The following is a 13,379-nucleotide window of genomic DNA, read 5'->3' as shown; positions in this document are numbered from 1 at the left end:
TTTTCACCCGTACAGATGACGCACGACATCTTGCACCATGCCGACAAAGTAAACAATCCCAACGACCGCTAATAAGACACCGGCAGGCACGACCAGACTAGACAACGCCTGTCTGCGTTCAAATCGACGGCCTTTATGTTTCAACCAGCGATCAATCGTCCAGAACAGAACGGCCGCCCCTAGGCTGAGCCAAAGTAAAACGAGCCCGAATCCGATATGTAATCCAAACGAGACGATTGTCTCAAACCGCTTCGGTACACGGCGCGCCAACCAGTCACTGAATATTGACGTCAAAACGCCGTAAGTAACGATAGCCGGGAAGCTATACGCTAAATAAACGGCCGTCAACAGTAGCAACCCGTTCACGTTATCCCATAGTCCTCCGCTATCCGATTCTAGCGGTAGGACAACAAAAGCGACCAATAAGAACGCATAAATCAGTGCCGTCATTGAAGCCGTAACAATTTTCCGCTCCCACATTTTTATCCCCCCACTCTTTTAAAATTTACACTACTCGTCCGAGAAACGCACAAAAAAGCCAGCCTGTTTAAGGGCTGGCCGAATACTTAGTTGTTCGTTGCTTCCGCCGCTTTCGTACGGACCGTCTGCATCGCTTCTGTCCACGGGACGAGCTGGTCGAGCATATCGTTCACCGATTGGACTTGTACGTCTTTCGGTGCGAAGTGCGTGCCGTTCTCGAAGTCTGTGAAGAGCGAGAGCGCTGGGTGGACCCGGACGTGGGCAATCAAGAGTTCGCTCAAGACACCGCGCACATGCTCAGTTGCCCGAGCACCGCCGACCGAACCGTACGAGACGATCCCTGCCGCCTTGTTATGCCATTCGTTGCGTAAGTAGTCGAGGGCGTTTTTGAGCGCGCCTGTCATCGAGTGGTTGTACTCTTGTACGATGAAGACGAAACCGTCCATCTCTGCAATCTTCTCCGACCATGCCGCGGCACCTGTCGCGTCGCTGCCTGCCTCGCCGAGAAGCGGTAAGCTGTAGTCCGCGATATCGATGATTTCATAGTTGGCGTCACCGCGCTTGTCGGCAAGTTTTTTTACCCATTCTCCGACTTGCGGGCTAACGCGTCCTTCACGAGTCGATCCGAGTACGATTCCAATTTTCAACATAGTAGTTCCTCCTTGTGAGTTGGTTGGTGCTTCTTGTTTACCGAACAAACGATTGAAAAAACTCATGATGGCATACCCTCATATTCTTTCTCGAACGTTTTGGTACTTCTGACCGTATCAATCGGCCGGACCATCGCTTCGATCTGCTCACGCTTCGACTCTAAGAACGGTGGGAGCGACAATTTCTCACCGACCGTCTCATACGGTTCGTCACCCATGAATCCTGGTCCGTCGGTCGCCCATTCGAACAAGATTTGCGGTGCGACGCGTGCGTATGATGATTCAAAGAAGAAGCGGTCGACGTAACCTGACGTCGGTAACCCGAACTGTTGCAGCCGCGCTGTCCATTCATCGAGGACGCTGCGGTCGTCGACGCGGAACGCGACGTGGTGAACCGTTCCAAACCCTTGGCGTGCTTGCTGAGATGTCTCGTCATGGATGACGACGACTTGCGCTCCGTTTCCACCCTCACCTCCTTCAAAGAGATGGTTGTCACCTTCTTGCCCGATCTCTTCGAACAACATGACTTGCTCCATCACTTGTTTGAAGTACGTGAAGTCAGAGATGCGGATAAAGATTGGCCCGAGGCCAGTAATGGCATACTCGAGCGGAATCGGACCGTTTGGCCACGGCTCACCGGAAGCGACACCTTGATTGAACTCGTCCGAGATGAGCTGATACGCTTGGTCGTCAAAGTCGACGAACGACAGCGTCTTCTTGCCGAACTGCTCGGTGATGCCTTCATGTTTTACCTTTAACCGATCAAAACGGCGGACCCAGTAGTCGAGTGCCTGATCCGTCGGGACACGGAACGATGTCTTTGAAATCTCATTCGTCCCGTGCACGCCTTTTGGGATGCCTGGGAAATCGAAAAACGTCATGTCCGTCCCGGCGCTACCTTTATCGTCCGCGAAGAACAAGTGATACGTCTGAATGTCGTCTTGGTTGACCGTCTTCTTGACGAGACGCATCCCTAAGACGTTCGTAAAGAAGTCATAGTTCTTTTCGGCGCTGCTCGTGATCGCCGTCACGTGGTGAATCCCTTTTACATGGTTCATCTAAATCGCTCCTTCAAAATCTTGATTCCGAGATAATTAATTAAAAAAATTTGACGCCTCGGCACGTTTGCCGACCGTCTTTAATTGAGTGATTGTGTTATCTAAATCGAGTCCGTCGAACAACTCGTGCATCCGTTTCGCGTGTATCGGAAAAATTTGATCCATCAAGTCGGTTCCCGCTTCAGTCAATGCGGCATACGTCACGCGGCGGTCGCTCGGACAAGATTTCCGGACCAAGTAGCCTTTTGCCTCGAGCCGATCGACGAGATACGTCATGCTGCCGCTCGAGAGCAAGACTTTTTTACCTATGATTTGAATCGGTTGGTCGCCTTTATGATAGAGCAGTTCGAGTACCGAGAATTCGGTCGCGTTCAGTCCATATGCAGCGACTTCTTGTTTGACCATGTCCTGGATCGACTGCGAGGCCCTAAATAAGACGGTAATCGCTTTTAAGGCGTCTGATTGTTTCATCTTTTCCCCTCCTTTGTTGAGAGAAAACAATACTTTAAATTTAATTATCTTTAATTCGAGATAAATATAACACGGCAATTTGGATCGGTCAATCAATTCGTCTCCAAAAAAGACAAGGCCGCTTCCACAGGCCTTGTCTTCCGGATCAGTCATACGTCTCGTCGAGGTTGCGCGCATAAAACGCGATGGCGCGACGATAACGCTGAATGCTGTCATCTGGCTGCGGACTAGCGAGCAGCTCGAGCAACGCACCGGTCGCTTCCTGATGCTGTCCGAGGTTGTAACGCGTCATCGCTTGGAACACTTTCAAGGCAGCGATGTCAGGGAACTGTTCGATCGCCTTAGCAAACAGCTCCTCGGCATCCTCGTAACGACCGAGCGCACGGTACGTGCTGCCGAGCCCGATATACGTCTCACTGAGCTCTTGACCGCTCAGACCGAGTCGGATGGCCCGCTCATAGTGCGGGACGGCTTGACGCTCTTCGCCGAGCGAGTCATAACACCAGGCACATTGCGCGTGGAGTCGTGGATTCTTCTCATCTTGACGCAACAGCATGAGCAACAGCTGCTTCGCCCGCTCGAGCTCTCCGTTCTCGCGCAGGCGGATCGCCTCGTCGAGTCCGACCTCTTCAGGCTGTTTGACGTGAAGGTCGCTCAAATCATCGAGCCACGCCTGCAGTTTCTCATAATATTTCCCGACATGGACGCCGTCGACGAGCGCGTGGTGCGCTTGAACCGAGAGCGGCATCATCATCCGGTCGCCAACTTTCGTGAATTTGCCCCAGGCGATCCGCGGAACGCTATCGTGCTGTTGGTCATTCGTCGGGTGACTGATGCTCGTGAACGTGAGCCAAGGTACGCTCGTAATATAGAGCAGGCTGTCCGGCTCGTCATCTCCGACGACGACTTCTCGTTTCGCCCCGCTCATCCGCACGGCCACTTCCTCCATGAAGTCGGGAAACGCGTCTTTATACGTCGCCGTACAAAAATTGAAGACGTCATCGTCCATCATGACAGTGAACGATGGATGGACGACATCATGCTCGACGACCACGTCACCGCGCATCCGGTACCTAAGTTCCGGGATGGCGTTCGCCGTCTTCACCACGCCGTATAAGAACAGCTTGAAAAATGACTGTCCGCGCGTCTTCGCGAACGTATGTAGCTTCGTCACGTCGACGTTCGCCGTCACGTTGAAATGCGGGGCGTCAAACGCCTTGAAAAACTCATAATGCTTTTTACGCGGCCACTTCTCGAGATCAATTTGTTTCATCTATCTTCCCCCCTGTTCTTTCACTGTACCAAAAGCAGTACGGGAAGACTCAAAGCTTTTGCTTCAACTGCTCGTAATGCTCGTTCGCTAAATCAAAATAGACGAAGTCGCGGCGTTCGATCCGATCGAGCGTCGCCTTGAAATCACGCCAGCCACGGTCGACCATCTCCGGCGTGAGCTCACCTGACTTGGCTGCCGCTTCGAACTCATCCTCGTCTTTACGGACGACGTCACCGTTCGGGAAGATAAGGATGTCGAGCAGGAGGTCATCCATGTACGGAATCCCATCCTCATACCCGATCCCTTCAACGATATCGATGTACCATTGGACGATGTTGCCCCGGTCGTCGAACATGACGGTCACCCCGAACGGTTCATGTTCTGAGAAGTACTGGAGCCACGCGTAACCTGCGTCGGCGACGATGAACTCCTCGCCGTTATGCATCTTATATTGCGGGGCTCGGACGGCGTCAATTTGGAAGAGGGCGACGGTGCCCGAGAAGCGGTCGTCCCGCACCTCCATTTGCGCGTATCGATTTTTTAATATGCGTTCCCAATCACGACGATTGGCAAATTTTCGTTTTGGCATCTCTCTCTCTCCTTTAGATCAGTTTCCTAAATGTGTTCGCCAAAAGTCGACATTCCCCTGTTCAATCGTACAGGTTGTATTGATTGAACCAGACAAGGTAGCGATTCCATTTGCCCTAGATGAGAAAGTATCCAGGTTCTCATCCCATTTCATACATGCTACGCTAATGTAAAATAGGGAAATAATGTAACTTACTAGGGGGTTGTTTTATGAAACGGTTAGGACTACTTGGCTTAAGCGCGTTCTTGCTGACAGGCTGTACCGATCAAGCCGAGAAACCAATCGTCTCTCCTGATATGAACGAACAAGATGAAGAAGCGACGATCGAATGGACACGAGAAGATTTCAAAGACGTCTTTGACCAACACGAGACTGCCCAAGACTTGTTAGCAGCGCTCGAAACCCAAGGGCTAACACCGTTCCGGGAGACGTTCGAACGCGTCGTCATCGCCGGGGACGGGATCCATCATACATACGCCGATATTTATCCGTTCAAGCTCGACGACGGTACGTACGCGACCGTCTATGAGAATGAAGACGGTGAGATTGCCAACGGTCCCGAGTCGGTCGCACCGCTCTTTTGGCAAGAAGAGTCGTTCACGCAATTCGTTGAGGAGATTGCGAAGCGCAAATACGGGACGAGTGCCCCGCCGACCGACGTCACATTGACGCAAGACGAGTTTCAATCGATTTACGACCGCCATGCCTACACGTCAGCGCTCATCGTCGAGCTCGACGAATGGGGAGTTCAAGTCGCACGCGACCCAATCGAGAACGTCATCATTGCCGGGAACGGCGTCAAGGAAGTGACGGCCGACTTGATCGTCTTTGAGATCGAAAACGGCTACGCTATCGTCTACGACCAAGACGGTGAGATTTTGAAAGCACCGGAGTCGATCGCCCAGCTGTTTTGGAACGAGACGGATTATGAAAACCTGCTCGAGAAGAACGAGTGATCACGTACCGCGACGTTTCAAGTCCCGATACTCGAGGAACAAGTTAAGCCATTGGGCCGGTTTATCGGCTGACTCGGACGGATCATACCGATAGTTGGTCACATATACATGCCACGACAGCGCCCGATACACGCAACCGAGCTCTTCAGCGATCAACAAATGGCGCCATAGCATGTCCCGAGGCGCTACACCTTCCCACTCAGCCAAGTAGACGGTACGCATCTTCTGAATCTGTTCATACCATGCGACTTCATCGTCTTCTGGCAACAAGTCGTAGAGCGCGTTCCAAAACACACGGACGCTGAAGAACGGATGGGTGACGGTCGCATCGCCCCAATCGAGAATACATAAGTCATCCGTCTGTTCGCGCCAAAAGATGTTGCCGCCATGTAAGTCGCCGTGCTCGAGACTCATCGGCAGCCCAGTCGCGAGCTCGTCGCACATGGTGAGGAGTTCGTCTTGGAGCGCCAGCACCGCCTCTGCCCTATCTCGATCTAACCCCGTACATAACTCGGGTAAATACGTCCGTATCTCTTCTTTTAGACGAGCCGGACGCCGGTCCGGGATGCCGTAGGCCAAAAGAGTATCCATGTAATTCGCTTCTTTTCTCTGTAGTTTCGCATATTGACGCACAGCCGCTTCGTACCGACTGTGCTTAGGGTATTCGCGAAGTGCATCCCCGCCGATGTCCCGCATAAATAGCCAGTTGTGTGTCGCGTCAATGGCGATGACCTCCGGGACGAGTCCCGGATGCCGTTCGGCTAGATGCATCGACAGTTCAGCCTCGCCATCACTAATTGGCGTCACCGCCTTGGCGTAGTAACGGTCTGCTCCGTACTCTCCATACATCAAGTATGTCAAATCGGTATCTTTCACAACCCGCCACGTCACGCCTGGCACGTGACCATCGAGCCAGTGCTCGAACTGTTCACGGTAAGACTCGTCACGCCATGGGATCGCACCCCTCACTGACCTCACTTCCTTTCACCACACTTCGTTTAGGAGGAAATAATATGGACGTTGTCTATTATTCATACCCGGTTGATGCGTTACTCTATATGTATTTAGGTACGACGGCTGTCTTCAGCTTCATAATCGGTCTAGTCGTTCGCCGCGTGTCGAGGCGTCCAGATATCAGCTTTTGGACGACGATCGTGCTCAGCTTTGTCGGACTATGTCTTTCACTCGGCTGGTTCCGTAACGCCTCGGTCACCGTATTTATGGGTACACTCCCGTGGCTCATCAATCTCGTGTTTTCCCTGTTTTTATACGCCCTGTATAGCGGTATCATTTATTTCATCTTCCGACCGCGAAAAATTGAGGCAACAAAATAACGTTATGCTATACTCAAACCAATAAACGACCACTAGGGGAGCCTTCGGGCTGAGACGGCAACTGCCGGACCCTTCGAACCTGATCTGGCTCATACCAGCGTAGGGAAGTGGCTTGGATACGTCTGTCTGTCCACGCCACTTTTCCACTTGGAGAAGTGGCGTTTTCATTTTGAAAGGAGACACTTCATGCGTATTCAACAACTCACTTGGATGGCGATGCTCATCGCCATCGCCATCATCGGCTCCCTATTCATCTCCATCCCGACCGGTGTCGCCAGGGCCTATCCGGTGCAACATATGGTGAACGTCATCGCCGCCGTCACCGTCGGTCCGATTGGTGCCGTCCTCGTCGCGTTCGTGACCGGATCCCTCCTCGGTGTCGTATACGTCTTCGTTCAAGAAAAGTTCCGCTTCAGGCTCCTATTCGCTAAAATGAAAGCAAAGGAGTGACACGATGAAACAAATCCACCATCTCTGTATCCAAACGCCCGACTACGCGGCGTCGAAGCAATTTTATGAAGCGCTCGGTTTTGAGCTCGTCCAAGAGTCACCCAACTTCCATACCCGGGCGTTCAACAGTTGGCTCAAGCTCGGCGACTTCTATATCGAACTCCAGACGGCGAAGACCGACGAGACGTTATCGCCGTATTCGAAACATGCGGCCGGACCCGTTCACTTCGCCTTGTACGTCGATGACCTTGAAGCGGAAGTCGGTCGGCTCGAGGCGCTCGGTGTCACGTTCTTGCCGAAACACGGCGGGAATATCTACTTCGTCGTCGATGGCCACCTGAGCAAACTACAAGCCCCAGAAGGCACGATTATCGAGCTTCGGGACACGTTTTTGATTAAGTGAGGCGCTCGCCTCGCTTTTTTTCGTCCGCATCGCACACCTCCATGTTTCCCGCTGTCTGCGAACAGGTACATAAAAAGAAATACAGCGTGTACGTACCGTTTGGAGGCTATTTATCAAAAATAGGCGAGAATACGCCCACTTCTAAGCGATCGGGGCGAAGCCCTAGCGAAAGTGGGTGATGAATCGCCATGACCTTTTCTGGGTATAAATACCTAGAGGAGGTGAACGGCGTGTCGACACACAAGGGCTATAAATTCCGCATCTACCCGACCAAGGAACAGGAGGTCCTGATCGCCAAGACGCTCGGCTGCGCCCGCTTCGTCTTCAACCATTTCCTGGCGAAGTGGGACGAGACGTACCAGGCGAGCGGTGCGGGACTGTCCTATGGCGCGTGCTCCGACGCGCTCCCATCCATGAAAGAGGAGCTCTCGTGGCTGAAGGAGGTGGACAGCACGGCCCTGCAGTGGTCGTTGAAGCACCTGGCCGACGGCTACGAGCGGCTCTTCACGAAACAGAACGGGCACCCGCGCTTCAAGTCGAAACGGAACCCGGTCCAGTCGTACACGACGAACATCCAGGGCAGGTCGCAAAACCCCGAGATGTCGATCGTCGGGGAACGGCTCAAACTGCCGAAGCTGAAGTGGGTCCGGTTCGCCAACTCGAGACGGGTCGAGGGCCGGATCCTCAGCGCCACGATCCGCCGGAACGCGACGGGCAAGTACTTCGTCTCCCTGAAGGTCGAGCAGGACATCGGGCCGCTTCCTCAAACCGGCTCCTCGGTCGGCGTCGACGTCGGTCTGAAGCACTTCGCAATCTTGTCGGACCGGACGGTGTACCCGAACGACCGCCACTTCAAGTCGCTCGAGAAAAAACTTGCTCGCGAGCAGCGCAAGCTGTCACGCCGTCGGCTCATCGCCATGAGTAAGAAGGTGAAGCTGTCCGAGGCGAAGAACTACCAGAAGCAGAAGCGCAAGGTCGCGCGCATCCACGAGAAGATCGCCAACAAGCGAGAAGACTTCCTGCACAAGGTGTCGACCGAGATCGTCAAAAACCACGACGTCATCGGGATCGAGACGCTGCAGGTGAAGGACATGCAGCAGAACCGCCAATTGAGCAAGGCCATCGCCGACGTCAGTTGGTCGGCGTTCTTCCGCATGCTCGAATACAAGGCCGACTGGTACGGCAAACAGGTCGTGAAAGTCAGCAGGAGCTTCGCCTCGAGCCAGCTCTGCTCAGGTTGCGGCCATCAACACAAAGACGTGAAACATCTCGGCTTGCGTAAGTGGACGTGCCCGAACTGCGGCGCCCACCACGACCGCGATGTCAACGCAGGACTGAACCTCAAACGAGAGGCCGAACGCATCCTGGCCTCTTCAACCGTCGGGACGACGGGGTTAGCCTGGTCAGGTTTCGGTCGTTAGACCGGATGACCCAGGAATCCCTCACCTCTAAGCGCAGCGTAGGTGGGGGTAGTTCAAGAAACATCTTGATTATTGGAGTTATCTGTCACTATCACTTGCCAAACTATTTTTATTCAGCGTCTTGACCGCGAGCGCGTTCAACGTTCATTTTTTACTCGTCAACATCGGGATGATTCTCATGATGACGAGCTGGGCGTTGCTCGTGAAGACGAAAACACGGCGCTGGATTTTATTCGCCTCGCTGTTTCTACACAGTACACTCCTCATCTCCGACGTCTGGTATTATCGCTATTTCGGCAATCTGTTGTCGGTCGCGCTTTTGTCAGACGTTGGTCAGATGGGCGACGTCGGCGGCGGCTTCCTGACGTTGATTCAACCGACCGACTTTCTATTGTTCGCGGACTTGGTGCTTTATACCGCTGTCCTCGTCTATATGAGAAAAAGACCTGCGCAAGTCACAGGAAAAAACCGCCGGATCGCCGCTGCCGGTTTTGTCATCGGCTTGACCGCCTTCGTCGTTCCGTTAACCGTCAGTCAGCCGAATGATGACGAGCAAGCACCGATTTCAAACATGCGTGAATATTACGAGTACGGCTTTTGGGGGTATCACGGCCTCGACTTGTTCCGTGGCATCGGCGACCAACTCGGCTTCGGAGGCGACTTAACCGGACAAGAAGAGACGCGGCTCGGTACCTCGACTCCAACTGACGTCAAGACAACGGCGGATACGAACGTCATCATGCTGCAGCTCGAGTCGTTCCAGACGTCGGTGATCGGACAGACGATCAACGGACAGGAACTGACGCCGAACTTGAACGCGCTTCGTGACGAGATGCTGTACTTCCCGAACTTCTATCATCAGACGCACGAAGGCCGGACGTCGGATGCGGAATTCACGGTCAACACCTCGCTCTACCCGGTCAAATCCGGTTCGGTGTACACTCAGTACGGTGACCATACGTTTGACGCCTTACCTGAACGTTTGCGCCAAGCCGGCTATGATACGGCCGCGATGCATGCGTTCGACAAAACGTTTTGGAACCGCGACAACGTCTATGACAATATCGGCTTCAATCATTTTTTCAGCAAAGACGATTATCCCGCTCAGGACGTGATCGGCATGGCACTTAACGACAAAGACTTCTTGACCACTTCCGTCGAAGCGATGGACACGTTAGCGGAACCGTTTTATGCGTTCATGGTCGCTTTGACGAGCCATACGCCGTACGACATTCCGGAAGAAGAGAAGCGTTTGGACTTGACCGGATATGACGATCCGCTGCTTCAAAACTATTACCATACCGTCCATTACGTCGACGCGGCCGTCGGGTTGATGGTCGATCAATTGAAGGCGAACGGGACGTGGAATAATTCGTTAGTCGTCTTTTATGGCGATCATCGAGAAAGACGCACTCTCCAAAACAAAACGCGAATAACACCATGCCGCCCTGATTCGCTAAGGGCGGCATGGTTCGTTTCAATATACTTTCCGCAACTCGGTCAGCTCGATCTTCTTCATCGGCAAGAACGCTGCCGTTACCCGCGCCAACTGTTCCGGCGTGCCGGTCGTCAGCATCTCTTCCATTTCCCACGGAACGATTTGCCAGGAGACGCCGTAGCGGTCCTGTAGCCAACCGCATTGTTCGGCTTCAGGTACGGACGATAGTTCATCCCAATACGCATCGATTTGTTCTTGTGTCTCACAAAACGCGATCAACGACTGCATCTCGTTGAAAGCGAACTGGTGATGCTCGGCACTGTCCATGACGATGAACTCACGTCCAGATAAGACGAAACGGGCGTAGTTCAACTTCCCTTCTAATTCTGGGCCATCGTCTTTATCGTAACGGATCATCTGATCGTCGAGCACGTACGAGTCCGGGAACACTGTGACCCAATCGTCCATCGCCGCCTCGGCCCGGCCGAACGCCTCCCCGACGAACAACAGACACGGCGTCACCGTCTGGATGTCCATGCCGCCGTTGTGCATGATTTGCCAAGAGACACCGTGCTTGTCTTTCAACCAGCCGTAACGTTCACTAAAGTCGTACGTGTCGAGCGGCGTGAGCACGTCAGCACCGTCCGATAACTTGTCCCACAGCGTATCGACTTCTTCTGACGTCGGGAGCGAAATCATATAGGAGAAGGACGGATTCCGCTCCTTCAAGTTACCCGCACCGAGCAATTGAAAGAACTGACCAAAGAGTGAGACGGTGACGACCGTCGTCTCGCCAGGCGGGGTGTCGATAAGTTTCGTCGTATAATCGACGAATGAATCAGGAAATATCGAGACGTACCAATCGGCAATCGCTTCGACGTCTTGTTCGAACCAAATACACGGAATAATCGGTTGTGTGATCATCGGACTGTCTCCTTTCAGACCTCTCGCAAACGGTACACGTCACGGACAGCGAGTAACGTCTCGGCAGCTTGCCGATACGCTTGATAGTGGCTTGAGTTGATATGATGGTCGAGCGCCGTCTCGTCCCGATACTTCTCGTAGAACACGAACGTACCCGGCGCATCGATCGACTCGTGTAACACGTAGGCGAGACACCCTTCTTCCTGCCGCGACGGTGGGATGACCTGATCGAGTGCTTGACGCAACTCACTCTCTTTGCCCGGGTGAGCCTTTAAGATAGCTGTGATTGTAATTTCCATTGATCGTTCCTCCTCATGTTAGGACTGACGCAAAACTTTTCCCGTTTTAGAAGAGATGTATACGCAAATGGACACACCTATTTTCAAGGCGTGTCCATCGTTTAGACGAGTTCGTTCGCAATCTCGTTCAATTCTGCAATTTGATCTTTCAACGAAGCCAACGCCTGTTGCTGCGACGTCGTCAACACATGCACGTCTTGACTGTTCTCTTCGAGAGCTGTCATCAGTGCCGACATTTGGCCCGTCACTTGATGGACTTTGTTCAGTTCTGAAGCGACGACTTGGAGCTGGGTCGATGTCTCATCCACCGTGCTCGCGACCGTACCTGTCGTCTGAATCATGGAGAGAATCGACGTCCCGCTCTTACGGACTTGTTCTTCCTGCGTCGACAAACGTTCTGTGCTGCCATCGATCGCCCGTTCCGTCACTTGTACCTCTTGCATGACGAGTTGGATAATATCATTGATTTGAGATGAGGCTTGGGCGGTTTGAGCCGACAAATTTCGAATCTCGGACGCGACGACGGCAAACCCTTTCCCGTGCTCACCCGCTCGCGCCGCTTCAATTGAGGCGTTGAGCGACAGCAGGTTCGTCTGAGATGAAATCTGCTGAATCGTCCCCGTGATCGTCCGTACTTCTTGGAAGCGCTCCGCCAACCCTTTAAACGCATGATTGACTTCACCGATACTTAAGTTCAGTTCAGCAAGCGAACGTTCTGTCGAGTCCATGTTTTCATGCGAGACGTGAGCGTCCTGCAAGACGCCACTCACTTGAGACGTTGTCTCCTGGAGCTGCTGCTGCATTCGTTCAAACGCCTGTACAGTTGAATGGATTTGTGAAGCGACAGTTTGGATAAGACCTGCCTGTTCAGATGTTCGTTTCGTCATCGAACCGATTTGTTCCGTCACTTGTTCCGAAGCATTTGTGACTGAATCGACTGAATCATTCATCGTGAAGACAGCTCCGTGAAGCGTAGTCGCACTCGCTGTCGTTTTCGCCATTGTCAGCTCGATTTTTCCTGCATGTTGTTCTGCTTTCTCTTGCTGTGCGAACGTCTCATGCAACAACTTTGCGCCAAAGAAGGACACAAAGTACGCGCCAGACAAAGCCATTGTGAGCACCGTGAACCAAATGACGAGGTCGAGCGGCGTTGCAAATGAAAAGCGCCCAATCAAGACAGCTGAGACCGAGACGATTAGCGCGAGCATGCTACCATATAGAACAAGATGACGATTCAAGTACATCAACGTCAACACGATGTAAAGAAAGACGACATTTTGAATCGCCGCACCTGGTAGCGTCAAGATAATCGCTGAAGCCGCAATGTACATCAATGTGACGAGCCCATACTTCAACCAAGCATGCTCTACATAGAAGCGATGGCCGAGCCATGACCCAATCTGAATGACACTCCCTACCACAATAAAACTGACTGCGTCTTGTCCAGCGAGCTCCCCGATCCAGTATAAAACACCCATAATCGGATAAGAGAGGAAAAATAAAACGATCAACATACGCGATACTAACAACGAGCTCATTTTTTCAAAATGATTCACCATGATTGTTGCCTTCTTTCAGTAGAATAAAGATCTACACTATATTTCGGTGCATTTTTTCAAATATGAAGTTTGTT

Annotated in this window: 15 protein-coding genes, 1 pseudogene and 1 riboswitch; of the genes and pseudogenes, 6 read left to right on the top strand and 10 right to left on the bottom strand. The window is 52.6% G+C overall.

Annotated features, from left to right (window positions below):
* Nucleotides 1–3 precede the first annotated feature (3 nt).
* From EVJ26_RS04535 to EVJ26_RS04510, 6 genes are all read right to left on the bottom strand, one after another.
* Nucleotides 4–480, bottom strand: coding sequence for a hypothetical protein (locus EVJ26_RS04535; protein ID WP_131469891.1), 477 nt, complete (start codon nt 478–480; stop codon nt 4–6).
* Between the two features lie 86 nt (nt 481–566).
* Entirely contained in the window at nt 567–1,196 is a 630-nt protein-coding gene (locus EVJ26_RS04530) for an NADPH-dependent FMN reductase (RefSeq protein ID WP_131469889.1), read from the bottom strand.
* The gene (locus tag EVJ26_RS04525; protein ID WP_131457608.1) at nt 1,193–2,188 is read right to left on the bottom strand and encodes a ring-cleaving dioxygenase; all 996 of its coding nucleotides are present in this window, start codon (nt 2,186–2,188) and stop codon (nt 1,193–1,195) included. The genes EVJ26_RS04530 and EVJ26_RS04525 overlap by 4 nt, the downstream gene beginning before the upstream one ends.
* Nucleotides 2,189–2,224: 36 nt before the next feature.
* Nucleotides 2,225–2,659 (bottom strand): MarR family winged helix-turn-helix transcriptional regulator, encoded by a 435-nt coding sequence (locus tag EVJ26_RS04520; protein ID WP_131469887.1) that lies wholly within the window; start codon nt 2,657–2,659, stop codon nt 2,225–2,227.
* Nucleotides 2,660–2,804: 145 nt separating this feature from the next.
* The gene (locus EVJ26_RS04515) at nt 2,805–3,932 is read right to left on the bottom strand and encodes a tetratricopeptide repeat protein (protein ID WP_131469885.1); all 1,128 of its coding nucleotides are present in this window, start codon (nt 3,930–3,932) and stop codon (nt 2,805–2,807) included.
* Nucleotides 3,933–3,981: 49 nt separating this feature from the next.
* Nucleotides 3,982–4,521, bottom strand: coding sequence for a ribonuclease FAU-1 family protein (locus EVJ26_RS04510; RefSeq protein WP_131457610.1), 540 nt, complete (start codon nt 4,519–4,521; stop codon nt 3,982–3,984).
* A gap of 209 nt (nt 4,522–4,730) precedes the next feature.
* On the opposite strand from EVJ26_RS04510, the gene EVJ26_RS04505 reads away from it, so the two are divergent.
* A complete protein-coding gene (locus EVJ26_RS04505; RefSeq protein ID WP_131469884.1) occupies nt 4,731–5,477 on the top strand; it encodes a hypothetical protein in 747 nt (248 codons plus the stop codon).
* On the opposite strand, the gene EVJ26_RS04500 is transcribed toward EVJ26_RS04505, so the two are convergent.
* The gene (locus EVJ26_RS04500; protein ID WP_131469882.1) at nt 5,478–6,446 is read right to left on the bottom strand and encodes an aminoglycoside phosphotransferase family protein; all 969 of its coding nucleotides are present in this window, start codon (nt 6,444–6,446) and stop codon (nt 5,478–5,480) included.
* Between the two features lie 44 nt (nt 6,447–6,490).
* On the opposite strand from EVJ26_RS04500, the gene EVJ26_RS04495 reads away from it, so the two are divergent.
* From EVJ26_RS04495 to EVJ26_RS04475, 5 genes are all read left to right on the top strand, one after another.
* A complete protein-coding gene (locus EVJ26_RS04495) occupies nt 6,491–6,811 on the top strand; it encodes a hypothetical protein (RefSeq protein ID WP_071398567.1) in 321 nt (106 codons plus the stop codon).
* Between the two features lie 24 nt (nt 6,812–6,835).
* Nucleotides 6,836–6,934, top strand: a riboswitch (TPP riboswitch).
* Nucleotides 6,935–6,997: 63 nt separating this feature from the next.
* The gene (locus tag EVJ26_RS14515) at nt 6,998–7,261 is read left to right on the top strand and encodes an energy coupling factor transporter S component ThiW (protein ID WP_236635497.1); all 264 of its coding nucleotides are present in this window, start codon (nt 6,998–7,000) and stop codon (nt 7,259–7,261) included.
* A gap of 4 nt (nt 7,262–7,265) precedes the next feature.
* Nucleotides 7,266–7,664: a VOC family protein gene (locus EVJ26_RS04485; RefSeq protein WP_131469880.1), complete on the top strand. Its 399-nt coding sequence runs from the start codon at nt 7,266–7,268 to the stop codon at nt 7,662–7,664.
* Between the two features lie 188 nt (nt 7,665–7,852).
* Complete coding sequence (gene tnpB / locus EVJ26_RS04480) at nt 7,853–9,085, top strand: IS200/IS605 family element RNA-guided endonuclease TnpB (protein ID WP_370454199.1); 1,233 nt, start codon at nt 7,853–7,855, stop codon at nt 9,083–9,085.
* Between the two features lie 178 nt (nt 9,086–9,263).
* The gene (locus EVJ26_RS04475) at nt 9,264–10,715 is read left to right on the top strand and encodes an LTA synthase family protein (protein ID WP_236635496.1); all 1,452 of its coding nucleotides are present in this window, start codon (nt 9,264–9,266) and stop codon (nt 10,713–10,715) included.
* Nucleotides 10,716–10,739: 24 nt separating this feature from the next.
* Here EVJ26_RS04475 and EVJ26_RS04470 read toward each other — a convergent pair.
* The 3 genes and pseudogenes from EVJ26_RS04470 to EVJ26_RS04460 all read right to left on the bottom strand — a co-directional run.
* Nucleotides 10,740–11,447 (bottom strand): annotated as a pseudogene (locus tag EVJ26_RS04470) (VOC family protein); the annotation flags it as partial.
* Between the two features lie 14 nt (nt 11,448–11,461).
* Complete coding sequence (locus tag EVJ26_RS04465; RefSeq protein WP_131457617.1) at nt 11,462–11,746, bottom strand: putative quinol monooxygenase; 285 nt, start codon at nt 11,744–11,746, stop codon at nt 11,462–11,464.
* A 101-nt stretch (nt 11,747–11,847) separates the two neighbouring features.
* Nucleotides 11,848–13,305: a methyl-accepting chemotaxis protein gene (locus EVJ26_RS04460; protein WP_131468446.1), complete on the bottom strand. Its 1,458-nt coding sequence runs from the start codon at nt 13,303–13,305 to the stop codon at nt 11,848–11,850.
* Between the last annotated feature and the right edge of the window lie 74 nt (nt 13,306–13,379).

It is taken from the genome of Exiguobacterium sp. SH3S1, assembly GCF_004337105.1.
Classification (GTDB): domain Bacteria; phylum Bacillota; class Bacilli; order Exiguobacteriales; family Exiguobacteriaceae; genus Exiguobacterium; species Exiguobacterium aurantiacum_A.
This window is presented reverse-complemented; position numbering and strand designations above follow the sequence as displayed.